17 protein-coding genes are annotated in these 20,535 nt (G+C 58.1%); 13 read left to right on the top strand and 4 right to left on the bottom strand.

Annotation, left to right across the window (positions count from 1 at the left end; all coding sequences use genetic code 11):
• Nucleotides 1-21 precede the first annotated feature (21 nt).
• From LC417_RS18830 to LC417_RS18800, 7 genes are all read left to right on the top strand, one after another.
• Nucleotides 22-1,188 carry an HD-GYP domain-containing protein gene (locus LC417_RS18830; protein ID WP_010253446.1) on the top strand — a complete coding sequence of 389 codons (1,167 nt, stop codon included), beginning with the start codon at nucleotides 22-24 and terminating at the stop codon, nucleotides 1,186-1,188.
• A 108-nt stretch (nucleotides 1,189-1,296) separates the two neighbouring features.
• Nucleotides 1,297-1,386: a K(+)-transporting ATPase subunit F gene (gene kdpF / locus LC417_RS18825; protein ID WP_010253443.1), complete on the top strand. Its 90-nt coding sequence runs from the start codon at nucleotides 1,297-1,299 to the stop codon at nucleotides 1,384-1,386.
• On the top strand, nucleotides 1,386-3,074 hold the full coding sequence (gene kdpA, locus LC417_RS18820) for a potassium-transporting ATPase subunit KdpA (RefSeq protein ID WP_010253440.1): 1,689 nt from the start codon (nucleotides 1,386-1,388) through the stop codon (nucleotides 3,072-3,074). The genes kdpF and kdpA overlap by 1 nt, the downstream gene beginning before the upstream one ends.
• Nucleotides 3,071-5,119: a potassium-transporting ATPase subunit KdpB gene (kdpB, locus tag LC417_RS18815; RefSeq protein WP_010671495.1), complete on the top strand. Its 2,049-nt coding sequence runs from the start codon at nucleotides 3,071-3,073 to the stop codon at nucleotides 5,117-5,119. Before kdpA ends, kdpB begins: the two co-directional genes overlap by 4 nt.
• A gap of 10 nt (nucleotides 5,120-5,129) precedes the next feature.
• Entirely contained in the window at nucleotides 5,130-5,696 is a 567-nt protein-coding gene (kdpC, locus tag LC417_RS18810; RefSeq protein WP_010253435.1) for a potassium-transporting ATPase subunit KdpC, read from the top strand.
• A 163-nt stretch (nucleotides 5,697-5,859) separates the two neighbouring features.
• Complete coding sequence (kdpD, locus tag LC417_RS18805; RefSeq protein ID WP_010253433.1) at nucleotides 5,860-8,535, top strand: two-component system sensor histidine kinase KdpD; 2,676 nt, start codon at nucleotides 5,860-5,862, stop codon at nucleotides 8,533-8,535.
• 54 nt (nucleotides 8,536-8,589) lie between these two features.
• On the top strand, nucleotides 8,590-9,093 hold the full coding sequence (locus LC417_RS18800; RefSeq protein WP_010253431.1) for a TIGR00645 family protein: 504 nt from the start codon (nucleotides 8,590-8,592) through the stop codon (nucleotides 9,091-9,093).
• 34 nt (nucleotides 9,094-9,127) lie between these two features.
• Here the strand turns inward: LC417_RS18800 and LC417_RS18795 are convergent, their stop codons facing one another.
• Entirely contained in the window at nucleotides 9,128-10,096 is a 969-nt protein-coding gene (locus LC417_RS18795) for a LysR family transcriptional regulator (RefSeq protein ID WP_061902124.1), read from the bottom strand.
• A 93-nt stretch (nucleotides 10,097-10,189) separates the two neighbouring features.
• Between LC417_RS18795 and LC417_RS18790 the strand changes: the two genes are divergently transcribed.
• The 5 genes from LC417_RS18790 to LC417_RS18770 all read left to right on the top strand — a co-directional run bounded on the left by LC417_RS18790 (nucleotide 10,190) and on the right by LC417_RS18770 (nucleotide 16,135).
• Nucleotides 10,190-11,392 carry an MFS transporter gene (locus LC417_RS18790; RefSeq protein ID WP_172608841.1) on the top strand — a complete coding sequence of 401 codons (1,203 nt, stop codon included), beginning with the start codon at nucleotides 10,190-10,192 and terminating at the stop codon, nucleotides 11,390-11,392.
• 61 nt (nucleotides 11,393-11,453) lie between these two features.
• Complete coding sequence (locus tag LC417_RS18785) at nucleotides 11,454-12,800, top strand: sodium:proton antiporter (protein WP_010253425.1); 1,347 nt, start codon at nucleotides 11,454-11,456, stop codon at nucleotides 12,798-12,800.
• 22 nt (nucleotides 12,801-12,822) lie between these two features.
• Nucleotides 12,823-13,167, top strand: coding sequence for a hypothetical protein (locus LC417_RS18780; RefSeq protein ID WP_010671501.1), 345 nt, complete (start codon nucleotides 12,823-12,825; stop codon nucleotides 13,165-13,167).
• A 568-nt stretch (nucleotides 13,168-13,735) separates the two neighbouring features.
• Nucleotides 13,736-14,632 (top strand): alpha/beta hydrolase, encoded by an 897-nt coding sequence (locus tag LC417_RS18775; protein WP_223566221.1) that lies wholly within the window; start codon nucleotides 13,736-13,738, stop codon nucleotides 14,630-14,632.
• A 1,110-nt stretch (nucleotides 14,633-15,742) separates the two neighbouring features.
• Nucleotides 15,743-16,135: a helix-turn-helix domain-containing protein gene (locus LC417_RS18770; protein WP_223566220.1), complete on the top strand. Its 393-nt coding sequence runs from the start codon at nucleotides 15,743-15,745 to the stop codon at nucleotides 16,133-16,135.
• Between the two features lie 284 nt (nucleotides 16,136-16,419).
• Here the strand turns inward: LC417_RS18770 and gorA are convergent, their stop codons facing one another.
• Entirely contained in the window at nucleotides 16,420-17,772 is a 1,353-nt protein-coding gene (gene gorA / locus LC417_RS18765) for a glutathione-disulfide reductase (RefSeq protein ID WP_010253414.1), read from the bottom strand.
• Between the two features lie 128 nt (nucleotides 17,773-17,900).
• Here gorA and rnz point away from each other — a divergent pair, with 128 nt between their 5' ends.
• Entirely contained in the window at nucleotides 17,901-18,812 is a 912-nt protein-coding gene (rnz, locus tag LC417_RS18760; RefSeq protein ID WP_223566219.1) for a ribonuclease Z, read from the top strand.
• Here the strand turns inward: rnz and LC417_RS18755 are convergent.
• Nucleotides 18,809-19,627 (bottom strand): CPBP family intramembrane glutamic endopeptidase, encoded by an 819-nt coding sequence (locus tag LC417_RS18755; protein ID WP_223566235.1) that lies wholly within the window; start codon nucleotides 19,625-19,627, stop codon nucleotides 18,809-18,811. The genes rnz and LC417_RS18755 overlap by 4 nt on opposite strands.
• A 60-nt stretch (nucleotides 19,628-19,687) precedes the next feature.
• Entirely contained in the window at nucleotides 19,688-20,530 is an 843-nt protein-coding gene (locus LC417_RS18750) for a 23S rRNA (adenine(2030)-N(6))-methyltransferase RlmJ (protein WP_008926315.1), read from the bottom strand.
• Nucleotides 20,531-20,535 lie beyond the last annotated feature (5 nt).

Genomic DNA, 20,535 nt, shown 5'->3' with positions numbered 1-20,535 from the left:
CTGATATTAAAGAGTGATAGCGTGATAAAGCTTATTACCATTGATGAATTGCGCCCAGGGATGTTTATCCACAAGCTGGAGGTCTGGTGGATAAAAGACCAGCGCATTCATAATGAGATGCTGATCACCGATCCCCGACAAATCGCCATGCTTCGCACTGAAGGGATCCGCCAGCTCTGGATCGACCTCGATCGATCGGTGCAGGCGCCGATCGCCTCCACGGTCGCGAAGAGAACCATTGGCCGCACCCCGTTTTTCCAGGAACTGGATCAGGCACAGCAGATCTTTTTGCAGGGCAAACCGAAAGTGCTGGCGATGTTCAACGAAGCGCGGCTGGGTAACGGCCTGAAGCTCGATTATATGATGGATCTGGTGGATGAAATCGCCGGATCGATCACGCGTGAACCCTCTGCCATGCTGAGCGTGGCGCGACTGAAAAATCATGATGACTACACCTACCTGCACTCCATGGCGGTCTGCGGGCTGATGATTGCGCTGGGTAAAAAACTTGGACTGGATGAGCAGGAGCTGCGTCGGGTGGGCATGGGCGGTTTACTGCATGATGTCGGCAAAGCGGCCGTGCCGCTGGCGATCCTGAACAAAGCGGGCAAGTTGACTGAAGAGGAGTTCAGGGTGATGCGTGAGCATCCGGTGGTCGGTGCGCAGATGCTGATAGAAGCCGACGCCGATGACGATCTGCTCGATATCACCCTGCATCATCATGAAAAATATGATGGCAGCGGCTATCCGCACCGCCTGAAAGGCGAGGCGATTTCGCTCTACGCCCGCATGGCGGCGGTGTGCGATGTCTATGATGCCGTGACCTCGACCCGCTCCTATCGCAACGGCTGGACACCCGCCGAGGCGATGCACCAGATGCTGAGCTGGCGCGGCCATTTCGACCCTGGCTTGCTGCACACCTTCGTACGGACCATCGGCATCTATCCGGTGGGATCGCTGGTGCGTCTGGCCTCCGGCCGGGTGGCGCTGGTGGTGAAAGCGGGCGAAAAATCGCTGATGCGTCCCTGCGTGCATGTCTTCTGGTCGCTGCACGCCCAGCGTGAAGTGAAACCGGAAGAGCTCGACCTCGGCGACAGCTTCTGCACCGACAGCATTGTGGGCGCAGAGGACAGCACGCTGTGGGGTAACGTCGATCTCAATCGTATCTGGGCGCTGGAAGTCGCCTGATTTTTGGCCATTTTTACACTATTTTTACGCCCGCCCGCTGCATTTTAACCCCTTCTTTATACGTCTCCGCGCAAGCTAAGCCATAAATCCAATCCTCTGGAGGTTCCTGTGAGCGTGGGCGTAATAACCGGCATTGTGCTGGTGGTGTTGTTACTGGGCTATCTGATCTATGCCCTGTTAAATGCGGAGGCCTTCTGATGGCGGCCAATGCTTTTTTACTCATCGCATTCTATCTGCTACTGCTGATGGTGCTGGCGCAGCCGCTTGGACGGGGTCTGGCGTCGTTAGTGGCTGACAAGCCGGTGTTTGCCCGCCTGGAAGCGCCGCTGTGGCGACTGCTGGGCGCACAACAATCGGACATGCGCTGGCCGCACTACCTGCTGGCGATTCTGCTGTTTAATGCGCTGGGTTTCGTGGTGCTGCTGGCAATATTGCTGATGCAGGGCGCGCTGCCGCTGAATCCGCAGCAGCTGCCTGGCCTGAGCTGGCATCTGGCGCTGAACACCGCCGTGAGCTTCGTCACCAACACCAACTGGCAATCCTACAGCGGCGAAAGCACCCTGAGCTATTTCAGTCAGATGGTGGGCCTGACGGTGCAGAATTTCCTCTCAGCCGCGACCGGTATCGCCGTGGCATTTGCGCTGATCCGTGGCTTCGCTAATCGCAGCTCTGCGACCCTGGGTAACGCCTGGCGCGACCTGACGCGCATCACGCTCTATGTCTTACTGCCCATCAGCCTGCTGATGGCGCTGTTCTTTGTCAGCCAGGGCAGCATCCAGAACTTCGCGCCTTATCACAGTTTCTCCACGCTGGAAGGCGTGCAGCAGACGCTGTCGATGGGACCGGTAGCGTCGCAGGAAGCGATCAAAATGCTGGGCACCAACGGTGGCGGCTTCTTTAACGCCAACTCCTCCCATCCGTTTGAAAACCCGACGGTGCTGACTAACCTGGTGCAGATGCTGAGCATCTTCCTGATCCCGGCGGCGCTCTGCTTCGCGTTTGGCGAAAGCGTGCGTGACCGTCGTCAGGGCCACATGCTGCTGTGGGCGATGACGCTGATGTTTGTGGCGGCGGTATCGGTCGTCATGTGGGCCGAACTGCAGGGCAACCCGCATTTCCTCCAGCTGGGTGCTGACAGCGCCATCAACATGGAAGGTAAAGAGACGCGCTTTGGCATTCTTAACAGCAGCCTGTTCGCGGTCATCACCACCGCCGCCTCCTGCGGTGCGGTGAATGCCATGCACGACTCCTTTACCGCGCTGGGCGGCATGGTGCCGATGTGGCTGATGCAGCTGGGCGAAGTGGTGTTTGGCGGCGTCGGTGCTGGTCTCTACGGCATGCTGCTGTTTGTGCTGCTGGCGGTGTTTATCGCCGGGCTGATGATCGGTCGTACTCCGGAATTCCTGGGCAAAAAAATCGACGTCTGGGAGATGAAAATGACCGCGCTGGCGATTCTGGTCACACCGGCGCTGGTGCTGATCGGTACCGCACTGGCGATGATGACCGACGCCGGGCGCAGTGCCATGGCCAATCCCGGCATTCACGGCTTCAGCGAAGTGCTCTACGCGGTCTCCTCAGCGGCCAACAACAACGGCAGCGCCTTTGCCGGCCTGAGTGCCAACACGCCGTTCTGGAACCTGCTACTGGCTGCCTGCATGCTGCTGGGCCGCTTCGGCATCATCATTCCGGTGATGGCGATTGCCGGTGCAATGGCGGTGAAAAAAGTGCAGCCGGTGGGTAACGGCACGCTGCCAACCCACGGTCCGCTGTTTATCGGACTGCTGATCGGCACGGTGCTGCTGGTGGGTGCACTGACCTTTATTCCTGCTCTGGCGCTGGGCCCGGTGGCTGAGCATCTGCAACTTGTTCAGGGACAATCCTCATGAGTCGTCAACAACAGGCGTTATTTGACGCAGCATTGCTGCGTACCTCGGCCTGGGATGCAGTGAAAAAGCTCGATCCCCGGGTGCAGTTCCGTAACCCGGTGATGTTTGTGGTCTACCTCGGCAGCATTCTGACCTCGCTGCTGGCGCTGGCGATGCTGACCGGCCGGATCAGCGGCAGCGCCAGCTTTACCGGGGCGATCGCGGTCTGGCTCTGGTTCACCGTGCTGTTTGCCAACCTGGCGGAGGCGCTGGCAGAAGGGCGCAGTAAGGCCCAGGCCAGCAGCCTGAAAGGGGTGAAAAAGACCAGCTTTGCCAAAAAACTCTCAGCGGCGCGCTATGGCGCCGAGTGGCAGCAGGTCAGTGCCGATGAGCTGCGCAAAGGCGATGCCGTGCTGGTGGAAGCGGGCGACATCATCCCCTGCGACGGTGAAGTGATGGAGGGCGGTGCCTCTGTGGATGAGAGCGCTATTACCGGTGAGTCCGCACCGGTGATCCGCGAGTCGGGCGGTGACTTCGCCTCCGTCACCGGCGGGACCCGCATTCTCTCTGACTGGCTGGTGATCACCTGTAGCGCCAACCCGGGCGAAACCTTCCTTGACCGGATGATCGCCATGGTGGAAGGTGCGAAACGCCGCAAAACCCCGAATGAGATCGCCCTGACCATCCTGCTGGTGTCACTGACCATCGTGTTCCTGCTGGCGACCGTGACACTCTGGCCGTTCTCGGCATGGGGCGGAACGCCGGTCAGCATCACGGTGCTGGTGGCGCTGCTGGTCTGTCTGATCCCGACCACCATCGGCGGCTTACTGTCGGCGATTGGCGTGGCGGGGATGAGCCGGATGCTGGGTGCTAACGTCATTGCGACCAGCGGACGTGCGGTGGAAGCCGCGGGCGATGTGGATGTGCTGATGCTGGACAAAACCGGCACCATCACGCTGGGTAACCGTCAGGCGACCCAGTTCCTGCCCGCGCCGGGCGTCAGCGAAGAGCAACTGGCCGACGCCGCTCAGCTCGCCTCGCTGGCCGATGAGACGCCGGAAGGGCGCAGCATCGTGGTGCTGGCAAAACAGCGATTTAATCTGCGTGAGCGCGATCTCAGCAGCATGGGTGCCAGCTTTATTCCGTTCTCTGCGCAGACCCGCATGAGCGGCGTAAACGTGCAGGATCGACTGATCCGCAAAGGCGCGGTCGATGCGGTACGACGCCACATCGAAGCGAACCATGGCCGTTTCCCGGCCGAGGTCAATGCGCAGGTGGAAGAGGTGGCACGCAGTGGCGGCACGCCGCTGGTGGTGTCAGAGGGCGCGAACGTGCTGGGCGTGGTGGCGCTGAAAGATATCGTCAAAGGTGGCATCAAAGAGCGCTTTGCCGAACTGCGCAAAATGGGTATCAAAACGGTGATGATCACCGGCGATAACCCGCTGACGGCCGCAGCGATTGCCGCGGAAGCGGGCGTGGATGACTTCCTGTCAGAGGCCACGCCGGAAGCCAAGCTGGCGCTGATCCGCCAGTATCAGGCGGAAGGGCGTTTAGTGGCGATGACCGGCGACGGCACCAACGATGCGCCAGCACTGGCGCAGGCGGATGTGGCGGTGGCGATGAACTCCGGTACCCAGGCGGCGAAAGAGGCGGGCAACATGGTCGATCTCGACTCGAACCCGACCAAGCTGCTGGAAGTGGTGCATATCGGTAAACAGATGCTGATGACGCGCGGTTCGCTGACCACCTTCAGTATCGCCAACGACGTGGCGAAATACTTCGCCATCATTCCGGCGGCGTTTGCGGCGACCTATCCGCAGCTCAACATGCTTAACGTGATGCACCTGCACTCGCCAGCCAGTGCGATTCTGTCGGCGGTGATCTTTAACGCTCTGGTGATTGTCTTCCTGATCCCGCTGGCCCTGAAAGGCGTCAGCTACCGCCCACTGAGCGCTGCTGCGCTGCTGCGCCGCAACCTGCTGATTTACGGTCTGGGTGGCCTGCTGGTGCCGTTTGTCGGCATCAAAGCGATCGATCTGCTGTTAGTGTTTTCAGGCATGGCCTGAGGAGAGAAAAATGAGTCAGTTACGTCCGGCAATTTTACTGTTGTTGCTGCTTACGCTTGTTACCGGCGTGGTTTATCCTTTGCTCACCACCGGTCTGGCGCAGTGGCTGTTTCCGTCCCAGTCCAGCGGCTCGCTGCTGGAGGAGGATGGCGTGGCGCGCGGATCGGCGCTGATTGGCCAGAACTTTACCCAGCCCAACTATTTCTGGGGCCGCCCTTCAGCCAGTGGCGATAAACCTTATAATCCGCTGGCCTCAGGGGGCAGCAATCTGGCCGCCAGCAACCCGGCGCTGGACAAAGCGGTAGCCGATCGCGTCGCTGCGCTGCGGGCCGCGAATCCGCAGGCACCTGCCGCCGTCCCGGTTGAACTGGTCACCGCGTCAGCCAGCGGGCTGGACCCGGATATTTCGCCACAGGCCGCCCTTTGGCAGGCACCGCGTATCGCCGCCAGCCGCCAGTTGCCGTTGCCGCAGGTCGAGGCGCTGATAGATAAGATGACGCATCGTCCGCTGCTGCCATTCCTTGGCACACCGACCCTCAACGTGTTGCAGCTGAATATGGCGCTCAACGAACTGTAATGGTGTTAAGAGCCTATCCCATTAGGCTATTTTATTTGTCAGTCTGAACCTGGGCAGTGCTCACAATCCTCACGTACTACGTGTACGCTCCGGTTGTTCCGCGCTGTCCGTGTCCAGACTGTCTGCAACAATTACGCCTACTGGCATAGGCTCTAAGGAAGCGATGAACCACGAACCCCAGCGTCCCGATCCCGACGCGCTGCTGCAGGCTAACCGCGAAAGTCATCGCGGGCAGCTGAAAATTTACTTTGGTGCCTGTGCGGGCGTGGGTAAAACCTATGCCATGCTGCAGGAGGCACAGCGGCTGCGCGCGCAGGGTCTGGATGTCTTAATCGGCGTGGTAGAGACCCATGACCGGCCGGAAACCGCACAGCTGCTGACAGGGTTAACTCTGCTGCCGCGTCGCGCAACCGGCCGCTCGCGTCATGCGGAGTTTGATCTTGATGCCGCGCTGGCTCGCCATCCGGCGGTGATCCTGATGGATGAGCTGGCGCACACCAACGTGCAGGGCTCGCGCCATCCCAAGCGCTGGCAGGATATTGAGGAGCTGCTGGAAGCGGGCATCGATGTACTGACCACCGTCAACGTACAGCATCTTGAGAGCCTCAACGATGTGGTAGGCGGCGTCACCGGCATTCAGGTGCGCGAAACCGTGCCCGATCCCTTTTTCGACAGCGCCGACGAAGTGGTGCTGGTCGATCTGCCGCCCGACGATCTGCGGCAGCGGCTGAAAGAGGGCAAAGTCTATATTGGCGACCGCGCGGAACGCGCCATCGAAAACTTTTTCCGCAAAGGTAACCTGTTCGCCCTGCGTGAGCTGGCCCTGCGTCGTACCGCCGATCGGGTGGATGATCAGATGCGCGCCTGGCGCGATCAGCAGGGACGGGAGCGCGTCTGGCACACCCGCGACGCCATTCTGCTCTGCATTGGCGACGACAGCGGCAGTGAAAAGCTGGTGCGCACCGCCGCCCGACTGGCGGCGCGGCTTGGCAGTGAATGGCACGCGGTCTATGTCGAAACGCCCCGGCTGCACCGGCTGCCGGAAGCGCGGCGACGGGCGATTCTGCGTACGTTACAACTGGCGCAGGAGCTGGGCGCGGAAACCGCGACCCTCTCTGAACCCGATGAAGCCGAAGCGGTACTGGGTTACGCCCGCGCGCACAATCTGGGCAAAATTGTCACCGGTCGTCGCCCGCTGCGGCGCTGGCGGCGTGACAGCTTTGCCGAACGGCTCGGCCAGCTGGGGCCGGATCTCGATCTGCTGGTGGTGGCGCTGGATGAGCCGCTGAAGGATGCGCCGCATCCGCTGCCGGATGGCCGCGTCACCAGCGAAAAATGGCGTATTCAGCTGCGCGGCGTAATGATGGCGCTGGTGCTCTGTATCCTTGTAACCGCCGCCGGACAGTCGGTACTGATCGGTTTCGATCCCGCCAACTGCGTAATGATCTATCTGCTGGCGGTGGTGATCGTGGCGCTGCGCTATGGTCGCTGGCCGTCGGTGATCGCCACGGTGATGAATATCGTCGCCTTTGACCTCTTCTTTGTTGCCCCCACCGGCACGGTGGCGGTCTCCGATCTGCAATATCTGGTCACCTTTGGCGTGATGCTGGCGGTAGGCGTAATCGTCGGCAATCTCACGGCAGGCGTGCGTTATCAGGCGCGGGTGGCGCGCTACCGCGAGCAGCGGGCGCGCCAGCTCTATGAGATGGCGAAATCGCTGGGCAGTGCGTTAACGCCGCAGGATATCGCCGCCACCAGCCAGCGGGTGCTGGATGCCACGTTACAGGCGCGCTGCCTGCTGCTGCTGCCGGATGAGCAGGGCGAACTGCAACCGGTGGGCGATGCGTTACCAGCCAGCGAGCCGGATCGCGCGATTGCTAAATGGAGTTACAGCAAAGGCCAGCCTGCGGGTGCGGGCACTGATACCTTACCGGCGGTGCCTTATCAGATCCTGCCGCTGAAAAGTGGCGCGCACTGCCGGGGTTTGCTGGTGGTGGAGCCGCAGAACCTGCGTCAGCTGATGATCCCCGAGCAGCAGCGGCTGGTGGAAACCTTTACGGTGCTGATTGCTAACGCACTGGAACGGATGGCGCTGTCGCATAGCGAGGCGGCGTCCCGGCTCTCGGCGGAGCGTGAACAGCTGCGCAATGCGCTGCTGTCGGCGCTGTCCCACGACCTGCGCACCCCACTGACCGTGCTGTTTGGTCAGGCGGAAATGCTGATGCTTGACCTGGCCAGCGACAACTCAAAATATGTGCCGCAGGCCAGTCAGATCCGCGAGCAGACGCTGAGCACCATCCGGTTGGTGAGCAACATGCTGGATATGGCGCGCATTCAGTCGGGCGGCCTCAATCTGCGTGAGGAGTGGCTGGCGCTGGAAGAGGTGGTCGGCGGGGCGCTGAGCAGCATGGCACCATCACTGAAAGGGCATGAGGTCCGGCTCGATCTGCCGGACGACATCGTGCTGATCAAAGGCGACAGCACGCTGCTGGAGCGGGTCTTCACCAACCTGATTGAGAACAGCCTGAAGTATGCCGGTAACAGCGCACCACGCGGCATTCGCGCCTGGCGTGCGGCGTCACGGCTGGAGATCTCGGTCTGGGATAGCGGACCGGGCATTGCCGAAGACGATTTAAGCCGGATATTCGATAAATTCTGGCGGGGCGACAAAGAGTCGGCGGTGCCGGGCGTCGGGCTGGGTCTGGCAATCTGTAAAACCATTATCGAGAGCCACGGCGGACAGATCTGGGCAGAGAACAGGGCCGAAGGGGGCGCGGCATTTCGTCTCTCGCTGCCGCTGCCGCCGGTCCCTGAAATTTCTGACGAAGGGCTGAAATAACTTCACAGTTGATCGGTTATACTCCCGGACCTGTTTGATTATTCGTGGGATTGTATGGAACGTTTTACCGAAAACCTGATGTATGCATCGCGCTGGTTGCTGGCCCCGGTTTACATTGGACTTTCGCTGGGATTGCTGGCGCTGACCATTAAATTTTTCCAGGAAATTTTCCACCTGCTGCCCAACATTTTCAGCATTGCGGAAAACGATCTGATCCTGCTGCTGCTGTCGCTGGTGGATATGACGCTGGTTGGCGGCCTGCTGGTGATGGTGATGCTGTCGGGTTATGAGAATTTCATCTCTAAGCTCGATATCGACGAAGATAAAGAGAAGCTGAGCTGGCTGGGCAAGATGGACTCCGGCTCGCTGAAAAACAAAGTCGCCGCCTCCATTGTCGCCATCTCCTCAATTCACCTGCTGCGGGTGTTTATGGAAGCGCGCAACGTCGAAAACGACAAGCTGATGTGGTACGTGATTATCCACCTGACCTTTGTGCTCTCCGCCTTTGTGATGGGCTGGCTGGATCAGATGTCGCGCAGCGATAAAAAACCGAAGTAACCTCTCTGGCGGCCCGCTGAGGCGGGCGCCTGCTTTACCCTTTCCGCTCTGTTCCCCCTGAACGACCCGCTGGCTGTGAGGCCGGACGCGTGCCCGCCAGCTGCGGCATCACCTCTTTGATCATGGCAAAAAAGTGTTGCAGCCTGGCCGGGTAGTAACTCGCCCAGGGATAAGTCAGCCACACCGGCAGCGGCGGTGCCTGCCACGCGGGCATCAGCTGAACCAGGCCGCCATCCGCCAGATCTTCCTGCACCGCCCAGGACGAGACGATCGCGGCTCCCATCCCCGCCAGTGCCGCTTTACGCACCGCATATAAACTGTCGCTGCTCAGCCGGGGCGTAATCGCCAGGTTTACCGGCTGGCCGTCGTCAATCTTCTGCAACGCCACTTCGTTACGGTAAAAACTGGTCAGTGCCAGCCACGGCAGATCGCGCAGCTGTTCAACCCGCTCTATCGGCGGCTGCTGCGCCAGCAGGTGCGGGGCGGCCACCACAATACGCGGCACTTCTGCCAGCAGTATCGCCACCACCGAAGGATCGGTTGGCGCGCCGACCTGAATGGCACAGTCCACATTCTCCGCCATAAAGTCGGGCGTGCGGTCATTCAGCATCCACTCAATATTGAGCCGGGGGTAGCGGTGCAGATAGTCCACCAGCGGGGCGATCAGCTGATCCTGACCAAAGGCGTGTGGGGCGCGAACCCGCAGCGTACCGACCGGGTCATCGCTGGCCCCGGTCAGCTCATCTTCCAGCGCATGCCAGGTCGCCAGCAGCTGCCGCGCCTGGGCGTAGCAGCGCTCGCCATCATCGGTAAGCTTCAGTGCATGGGTGGTGCGCAGGATAAGCTTGAGGCCCAGCCGCTGCTCCAGGCTCTGCAGTCGGCGGCTGACGGTGGGTTGTGTCGTGCCGAGCTGCGCGGCGGCGGCGGATAAGCTGCCGCTCTCCACAATACGGATAAAAGTCTGCATCAGATCGATGCGATCGCTGCTGTTAGGATTGTTCATACGCACCACGCATAACGGTTTTGCCTGATGTCAGTCTACCGCGTATAACCGCAATGCGCTTTAATGGCAGGACGAAATGATGAGGATTACAGCATGTCAGCCATACAGACCCAGACTCAAAATGAACCGCTCTCTGCGCCGCTGGTGTTTACCCTGGCCGCCGGTGCCGGACTCAGCGTCGCGTCGATCTACTACAGCCAGCCGATGCTGGATATCATCAGCAAGCAGTTTAACGCTGGCATCGGCGCGGTCGGCATGGTGCCGATGCTGACCCAGGCCGGCTATGCGCTGGGCATCCTGCTGCTGGCTCCGCTGGGCGATCGTCATGACCGGCGCACCATTATCTTTATCAAAGGCTTAATGCTGGTGGCGGCGCTGCTGCTGTGTGGTTTTTCCGGTGGACTCAGCGCGCTGCTGATTGCCAGTTTTATCACCGGCCTGACCGCCACCGTGGCGCAGGATATTGTGCCCGCTTCGGCGGCGCTGGCGCCGGAACGCAGTCGGGGTAAAACAGTCGGCACGGTGATGACCGGGCTGCTGGTGGGCATCCTGCTGTCGCGGGTGGTCAGCGGGGTGGTGGCAGAGTATTTCGGCTGGCGCACCATGTATATGATTGCTGCGCTGGCGGTGCTGCTGATAACGCTGACGCTGTGGCGGGTACTGCCGCGTTTCGCGCCAGGCACCTCGGTGAGCTATCCGCGCCTGTTGCTGTCGCTGGTTCACCTGTGGCGTCACCATCAGACGCTGCGTCGTGCCGCACTGGCTCAGGGGCTGTTGTCAGTGGGTTTTAGCGCCTTCTGGTCGACGCTGGCGTTAATGCTCAGCGACCACTTTCATCTGGACAGTGCCGTGGCCGGGGCATTTGGTTTAGCCGGTGCGGCGGGTGCCATGGCGGCACCGCTGGCGGGCAGTTTTGCTGACCGCATCGGTCCGGCAAGGGTCACGCAGGCTGGCGCCGCGCTGGTGACAATCTCCTTTGCGCTGATGTTTCTGCTGCCGCTGCTGCCAATGCCAGCCCAGCTGGCGCTGATTGTCCTCTGCACCATCGGCTTCGATTTAGGGGTGCAGGCCACCCTGGTGGCGCATCAGACGCTGGTCTATGGCCTGGCGCCGGAAGCACGCAGCCGCCTGAATGCGCTGCTGTTTACCGTGGTGTTTATCGGTATGGCCACCGGTGCGGCGCTGGGAAGTCTGGCGCTGGCACACTGGGGCTGGAATGGCGTGGTTGCGCTCTCGACCTTAGCCGGTGCAGCCGCGCTGGCGGTCCGCTTCGCCAGTCGACACCTGAAAAACTGACACCTCGCCCGTCAAAAAATGTGCCAGGCTTATTCATAAACCCGAAATAATCTGGAGTGTTATGAACTTTTTAGCCTGGACAGCAGCGACGGGCGGCCTTCTGCTGCTGATGTCGCTGGCTTCCGGTTGGATTCACCGGGGGCCAGTCACCTCATTTGGTCTGTTCCTTATCGCGGGCATGCTGTGCGGCCCGTGGGGATTTGATGTTATCCACATCGATATTGTTACCCATTCCGAAGCCGTGGCGCACATCACTGAAATCACCATGGCTGCCTCGCTGTTCATCACCGGCCTCAAGCTGCGTCAGCCGCTGCAAAATAACTGCTGGCACACCGGGCTGAAACTGGCTTTTCCCGCCATGCTGCTGACCGTGGCCGCGATGACCCTGCTGTCGCACTTCCTGGTGGGATTAGACTGGCCGATTGCGCTGGCGTTTGGTGCCATTGTTGCGCCGACCGATCCGGTGCTGGCGAGCTTAATCTCGGTCAACGATGCGCAGGATGATGACTCGCTGCGCGTGGCGATCTCCAGCGAAGCGGGCATGAATGATGGTTCCGCGCTGCCGTTGCTGATGCTGGCGCTGCTGCTGTTTAATGGCGAAAGCCTGAGCGTGGCGATGCTGGGGCACTGGGGTGCGGTCGAGGTGCTCTGGGCAATTGGCGGCGGTCTGATCATCGGTTTCGTGCTGGGGCAGTTGATTGGCCTGCTGGCGACCCGACTGCGCAATGCCAATGGCGATGTGGCGCCCAACGATTTCCTGGCGCTGGCGCTGATTGCGCTGAGTTATTCACTGGTGGAGTGGCTGGGTGCCTCCGGCTTCCTGGCTGCCTTCGCCGCCGGGCTGGGATTACGCCGTGCTGAGATGGGCGTATTCCGTCGCCATCAGCCGGACGATCTCTCTGACGACGAGCGCGTGCTGCCCTCTGAAGCACTGGTGAACCCTAATAAACGCCTGGCGCATCAGGGCGACAACAATATGGTGAAGTCGATAGGGTTTGTGGTAGGCGACGCCCTCTCTTTTGGCGATACTATTGAACGTTTACTGGCGGCTGGCATGATGGTGGTGCTGGGCGTCACACTGGCGCAGCACTGGAACATCTACGGCGTGCTGATTGGCCTGGTGCTGTTTGTGGTGGTGCGGCCACTGGCCGTCTGGCTGGTGACGCTGCGCGCCGGACTGCCGCTGGGGCAGCGTCTGCTGATTGGCTGGCTGGGCATCCGCGGGATTGGCAGTCTGAACTACATCGCCTATGCCTGGACGCACGGTATGGAAGGCCCGCAGATGGAAATTATGACCAATATGGCGTTAACGCTGGTGGTCTGCAGCGTGGTGGTCCACGGCACCACCGTGTCGCCGCTGCTGAACTGGCGTCAGAAACGCCTTGAAGCCCTTCAGCGTAAGGTTTAACCCGAACTAACAGGAGTTAAGAATGAAAGTAACTCAGATAGTGCTGCTGAGCATCCTCGCCACCGGCAGCGCGCTGGCGGCGGACGAGGCTGACACTGAGCAGAATGTTTATGCCAGTCAGCTGTGTCACATTGTCAGCGGCGAGAAAAAGGTCGCCAGCGCGGATCAGTATGTCGAACAGATGAAATCGACCGTGGCGCGCAGTCAGTCGCCGTCGGCGATGAATCAGCCTGAATTTGATGAAGAGTCCGCGCGTGAAGTGGCCAGTGCCTGGCTGCAGCTGGGAGATGATGAGCGTGCCAAACTGCGCGTTAACGAACAGCAGTGTGAGCAGGCCGTGATGGCGCAGTTCCAGCAGGAAGATTAACCGCATCGGATTAAATAAAAACGCGCCTGCCGGGCTAATACTGATCAGTTAAGATTAAATTTGTAAAGGCTGTCACAGTCAAACGTGGCAGCTTTTTTTATGTGCGAGCGAGCCGCAAGTGCGGGCCTGCGCACCTCTGCTGCTGCCGGGCCGTCCTCGCGCCGCTCACGCGGTACCTTCGGCTTTGACGTCGTGCCGACGAACCGTTCGGGGATCGGCCCTCCCTGGCCGGCCCCGAACTGTCCACGCTTCCCGGCGTGGACTTCTGGCCCACCGTCACGCCTCAGCGCTGCGGATAGCCCTTTCAGCAGCAGAGGCGCTCAGGCCTCCACTCTCGTGCCCTTTTTAACAATACACACTGAAGTTTCAGAGCAGCCCGGCACCAGACTGCGTTATCACCTGTCACTTAACTGACTAGCATTACGCCTGCCGGGCGCGTTTTTTTATGGCTTTTCAGGGGCCATTGCGTACATAATCGCCAGCCATGGCACCCGACTTGCATCTGTTGATTCTACTGCAGCCTGCCGCAACGGTTTGCTCACTCTTCTGGTATCACATAACAGGCATTATGATTACGCGTCGACGCTTTATTCTCGGCACGGGAGCGCTCGGGCTCTCCATTACCACTGGCAAAATATTTGCCCGCGATGACATTATTCCCCTCTGGCCGGACGATCCGCCCGGCGGCGGCGGCCCATCGGGCCAGTTGCATATTAACAGCACCGGTTCCTGGTCAAATATCGTCAGCCCGGCGATTCAGCGCTTTAAACCGGAAAATCCCAATGGCGAAGCGGTATTAATTGCAGCGGGTGGCGGTTATCGCTGGATCGGCATGGGACGCGAAGCCTGGCCGGTCGCGCGCTGGCTCAATGCCAATGGCTATACCGCCTATGTGCTCAGCTACCGGCTGCCGCATGAGAAGTGGCAGGCGGGGCGGCTGGCACCGCTGCAGGATGCGCAGCGTGCCATCCGGCTGGTGCGATCCTTTGAGCGCAAGGTGCATGTGCTGGGCTTCTCGGCAGGTGGGCATCTGCTGGGGCTGGCGGCGGCGCGTCCGGACTTTGAATCCTATCCGGCCATCGATCCGCTGGATGAAGTGGTGCCCAAAGTCGACAGCGTGGGTCTGATCTATCCGGTCATCACCCTGGAAGCGCCTTATCAGCACACCAATACCCATCTGATGATGGTCGGCAAAAATGCCACGCCGCAGGATGAGGCGAACTGGTCAGTGCAGAACTACGTAACCCGGCAATATCCGCCGACGTTTCTGGCGCAGGCCGAGGACGATCACACCTCAAATCCGTTTAACACCGAGCTGATGCGCGACACCTGCCGCCGCAACCGTGTGCCGGTTGAGCTGATTCAGATCAGCAAAGGCGGGCATGGCTTTGGTCTTGGCAAGGCGGGCACGCCAGCGGCGCTATGGGATCAGGCTTATGTTCGCTGGCTGGATCGCGTGAGCTGAGTTGCACTGGCGCGGTGCACGACTGCACCGGGGGATCCGTTCTCCCCCTGCCTGGCGCAAGGTCACCAGATCGAAGGTGGCCTTTTGTCCCGGTCCCGGTTAATGCTGCGTCCTCTGTCATCTTAAATCTCCCAATCCAGAGCCAGACCCAGCCCCTCAATATTGATATCAGCGGACTATGCTGACAGGTCAGGGCGCATTAATAACTCATTCTTATTTATCACGTTAACGAGGTTATACGGAGCTAAGGGGCACTCACGCTTATTTCTGACTCTGTATACAATAAGATGACAATCTCCTGCCGTTAGTACGGTACAAAATAGCTAAATAAGGACGCTTCAATAATTATCTTAATAAACATACGGATCTGATTGATTCCCGGGCAAAGAACATTCCTGTCTCATATCTTTTGCTTCTGTTTTTCCGCCATTACTTTGCTTTTTCCACCGATATATTGCCAGTTGATACAGATCAAAAATTGGCCAGAAATATCAGATCTTATGGATTATAAAAAAACTAATGAAAGCGTTGAAGCGGGCGTGTTCGGATGACGCAATCGTCTTTCAATCCAAAGCGATTCTTCTTTTAAGCTTTATTTTGGCTGATTCTGCTACAGATGGTCGTAATAAAAACCGTAAGTTTTGAACTAAAATAAAAATCCCACTTTATTGTCTTCGTTAACGTTAGATGATTTCATAACGGCTACGCATAAGATGAGGCAAATCAGACAGCAATCCATCCTGGTCAGTTTATCGGTGGTTTCTGATTTAACTAAGAAATATTTAAGTTTTTCTTGTCGGCGATGATAAGCAACAACATCTTGTTGCATTCTGTCGGATGAGTATTAAGGTCAGTCTGCTTCTCCGCCAGAACAGACTTATTTATTATTACTTTTATTAACGATGTGGCGAGGTGGATAGTCAGGATTTTAACACACAACAAAGCGTTATATGCATGACGATCATCGAGGCATCGCTATTACAGACCAGGAACAATGGAAAGGCGTGGCCAGGGCTGATTAAAAAGTAATGTACAAATAATGAAGGGATGTTTTTTAAATACCTGAATAAAAGTTATTATCTTGTTTTCATCATTGTTCTGGAGAACCTCATGCTACCGGGTAATGAAGTAAATTTTATTGGCTATCTTATTGAAGGGAACGTGGTTTATTTACACAAGACAAAGCGACTAATTTGTTTGAATGGGTATGGTGAAGATATCATCCTGAGAAAAACCATGGCGCACGTATTAGAGTATCTTTTTGAAAATGCCACTATTGATGTTGTCACGGATTCGGAACTGATGGAGAACGTCTGGGATAAACATGGACTGAGTTCTTCTACGCAGCGGGTCTGGCAGGTTATGTCTAATTTAAAGTCGAAGCTCTTTTTTCTGGGTTTAAGTGATGATGTGATCCTGAGAGTTTCGAAGAAAGGCTATCTCCTCAAAAGCGACAGCGTGGAGAGGTTATTTAGCAGTCGTATCACTTCAGGCATTCATTAAGCACAGCGATAAATTCACTAACGATAATCCTGTGGAAATGGACGCCGGGCCTGTGAATATAATCGGTAGTCATTAAATAATTTCATATATAAATGGATTTAATTACTGTCGGTTCGGTTTTTTCGCTGTTAATCAGCCTGGCTCTTGCTGGGTGTTGAAAATATGAAGAGAAACGCAGGTTTTACATTTCGCGTCAGCGGGCGCATTAATTTTCGTTGAGCGCAGTTGCAGGAAAAAACTGGCCCTGATGACCAGTTTTTCCCAATAGTATTTTGTTCGGGGAATTAACGCATCGTCACAAACTCTTCCGCTGCGGTTGGGTGGATCGCGACAGTGTTATCGAAGTCTTTCTTGGTGGCACCCATTTTCAGTGCCACGGCGAAGCCCTGCAGCATCTCATCCATGCCGAATCCGATACCGTGAATGCCGACAATCTTCTCATCTGCACCCACACAGACCAGCTTCATGCGACACGGCTGACGATGCTGGGTTACCGCAGTGTACATGGCGGTAAATGACGATTTATAAACCTTCACCTGGTCGTCGCCATACTGTTCCCGTGCCTGGGGCTCGGTCAGTCCCACGGTACCAATCGGCGGATGACTGAACACCACCGTCGGAATATTGCTGTAATCCAGATGCTCGTCCGGTTTGTTGTTAAACAGACGCTCAGAGAGACGACGGCCCGCCGCGACCGCAACCGGCGTCAGCTCAACCGCACCGGTGTTGTCGCCCACGGCGTAGATGCCTGACACATTGGTGTTCTGGAATTTATCGACTTTGATATAGCCTTTGTCGTCCAGCGCGACGCCAGCGGCGTCAATATTCAGGGCATCGTTGGCGGGCTCACGGCCAATCGCCCAGACCAGGCAATCCACGGTATATTCGCTGCCGTTTTCCAGCTGCAGCGTCAGGCTACCATCGCCGTTTTTAATCACAGCTTTTGGAATAGATTCGGTGTGCAGCGCCGGGCCTTCGCTGTTCATCACTTCGACCAGCGTTTCGGTGAGTAGCGGATCGAAGCTGCGCAGCGGCGCGTGTTTACGGACGAACAGATGCGTTTCCGATCCCAGCGCGTTAACCACGCCAGCCAGCTCAACCGCAATGTAGCCTGCGCCGATGACCGCCGTACGTTTTGGCAGCGCGTCCAGCTCAAAGAAACCGTCGGAATCAATGCCGTACTCTGCACCCGGTATAGAAGGGTGGACCGGACGACCGCCGGTGGCGATCAGAATATGGTTAGCCGTGATAATCTCGCCGTTGACTTCAACGCTGTGCGCATCGACAAAGCGGGCAAAGCCTTTGATCACTTCGACTTTGTTTTTACCCAGCACGTTGTCATAGGAGTTGTGGATGCGATCGATGTAGGCGCTGCGGTTTTTCACCAGTGTGGCCCAGTCGAAGCGATTCACGGTGGTGTCGAAGCCATAATCCGGTCCGTAGAGATGGATCGCTTCGGCGATTTGCGCGGCATGCCACATGATTTTCTTCGGCACGCAGCCCACGTTCACGCAGGTGCCGCCCAGCTCTTTCGCTTCAATCAGGGCACATTTCTGGCCATACATAGCCGCACGGTTAATTGAGGCGATGCCGCCACTGCCGCCGCCAATGGCGAGATAGTCGAAATGTCGGGTCATTGAAGTATCCATCCGGTTGCATAAAAAATTGGGGTTGAGTGTAACGCTGCGGGTCGAAATGACGCAAAGTTTGCGCCTATGATTGTAATAGGGTTCTGTTTTTTCACTCGCTTACAGGGAAGCATACCATGCACCTTACTTTTCTCGGCACCGGCGGCGGTGCTCCCAGCCTGCAACGTAACGTCACGTCTATTGCTTTTACCCGCGCGCTGAGTGGTGAAACCTGGCTGTTCGACTGCGGGGAAGGCACACAATTACAGTTTATGCGCTCCAGCCTCAAACCGGGCAAGCTGGATAAGATTTTTATCACCCATCTGCATGGCGATCATATTTTCGGGCTGCCGGGATTACTCACCAGCCGGTCAATGGCCGGGCTGACCACACCGATGACGGTCTATGGCCCCAGGGGATTAAAAGCCTTTGTTGAGACGGCGCTGTCGATCAGCGGCTCCTACACCGACTACCCGCTGACCATTGTTGAGATTGAGGCGGGCTGGACGCTGGACGACGGTGAGTTTCGTATCAGCGCCTGGCCGCTGAGCCATCCGGTGGAGTGTTTTGGCTATCGCATTGAACAGCATGACAAACCCGGCCTGCTGGATGCCGCCCGGCTGAAAGCGGAAGGGGTGCCACGCGGCCCGTGGTTTCAGCAGCTGAAGCAGGGTGAATGCGTGACGCTGGAAGATGGGCGGGTAATCAACGGTGCTGACTATCTTGGCCCCGCGACACCCGGCAAAACGCTGGCCATCTTTGGCGATACGGCACCTACTGAGGTCGCGCTGCAACTGGCGGCCAATGTTGATGTGATGGTGCATGAAACCACGCTGGAGGCCGCGATGGTGGAAAAAGCCAACGGGCGCGGGCACTCCACCACACTGCAGGCCGCCGAAGTGGCAAAACGCGCCGGGGCAAAACGGCTGATCGCCACCCATTTCAGTTCACGCTATCTGGCAAAAGACATGAACCGCCTGCTGGCGGAGTGCCAGACGATTTTTCCCTGCACCGAGCTGGCCTGGGATCTGGCGGTTTTTAACCTCTAATGATGCAGTGCGGGATAAGTGAAAAACAGCAGATGGGTCAGATTAAGGCCAAAATGCAGGGCGGTCGCCAGCCATAAGCGGCCGCTCCAGTGCCACGCCAGCCCATATAACAGCCCGGCCAGGGTGGCGAAGATCACCAGCAACAGGCCGCCGCTCAGATGCACCAGACCAAACAGCAGCGCGCTCAGTAACAGCGCCGGGATGCCGCCCACTACCTGCTTTAATCGCTGCTGCAGATAGCCACGAAACAGGGCCTCTTCCGCCAGCGAAACAAAGAACAGGTTGGCGAGCATAAATGGGCCCAGCCAGTCCGGCGTATGTTGCTCAAACGCTAATCCGCCCAATAATACCGCGCAGTACAGCAGCAGCGGAATGGCGGCGATCAGCGCCAGTGCGGCGGGTAGTCGATAGCGTGGTGGCGTGGCAGGCGCGCGAAACAGCGTCGGCAGGCAGGCCAGCAGTACAAAAGGAATAAGCGCTTTATCAAAGTTAAACCCGAAGCTGAAAGGCACGCTGTGCGGTCCGGCCTGCACATCCTCTGCCTTAAGGGGATTATTAAAGCCTGGAAAAAGATGGAGGAGCAACCCGATGGCGATCAGCACCAGCAGCGCTTCGGTCACTATTTGTCGTCGATGATGGTCACGGTCATAAATACGGAGTGCCACCACAGCGGCGGTGCCGCTAAACAGCAGCAGCACCGGCCACGCTAACACGTCCTGATAAAAACCCAGCAGTGTGGCGAGCGCCAGTAATAATAATGCCAGCCGTCGGGCCGGTTGCAGCGCGGCCAGCGCGCCAGCCAGTATGATCCACATGGTAAAGACCTGGTACAACGCCGCCGCACCGGTAGTGAGCGGCGTAGAAGACAAAGAGAGTTATTCGGGTACGATCTGGTTAACCGCGTAGTGGCCGGTACCCGTCGGAACCAGTTTCTGGTGCAGCCACGGCAGCAGGGTATTCATCTGCTGGGCCAGCTTCCACGGCGGGTTAATCACGATCATGCCGGAGGCGGTCATGCCGCGCTGATCGCTGTCCGGACGGGCCGCCAGTTCGATTTGCAGAATATTGCGAATGCCGGTCGCTTCCAGGTCGCGCAGCATATGTTTGATCTGCTGGCGTAAAACCACCGGATACCACAAGGCAAAGACGCCGGTGCCAAAACGTTTATGGCCTTCCTGAATCCCTTTCACCACTGCCTGGTAGTCGCTTTTCATCTCATACGGCGGATCGATCAGCACCAGACCGCGACGTGACGGCGGTGGCAGTTTCGATTTTAACTGCTGATAACCGTCGGCACGATCGACGCGGGCACGGTTGTCTTTGCTGAATTCGTTACGCAGCAGCGGATAGTCGCTGGAGTGCAGCTCAGTGAGTTGCAGTTTGTCATCTTCACGCAGCAGATGGCGGGCAATCAGTGGCGAACCCGGATAGTAGCGCAGCGTGCCGCTACGGTTCAGCGCACGAATCGCATCAAAATAGGGTTGCAGCAATTCCGGCGCATCGGGCTGCTGCCAGATACGTGAGATGCCTTCCAGATATTCACCGGTACGCTCGGCGTGCTCGCCGCTAAGCTGATAGCGACCTGCGCCCGCATGGGTATCCAGGTAGAAAAACGGTTTCTCTTTCTCTTTCAGCGCCGTGATGATCAGGCTCAGAACGGTGTGCTTCAGCACGTCGGCGTGGTTGCCAGCATGGAAGCTATGGCGATAACTCAGCATTGTTT

Source organism: Pantoea sp. OVA07A (assembly GCF_019969975.1).
Taxonomy (GTDB): Bacteria; Pseudomonadota; Gammaproteobacteria; order Enterobacterales; family Enterobacteriaceae; genus Pantoea; species Pantoea agglomerans.
Note: the sequence above shows the minus strand (reverse complement) of the source record. Positions and strands in the feature narration are given on the sequence as shown.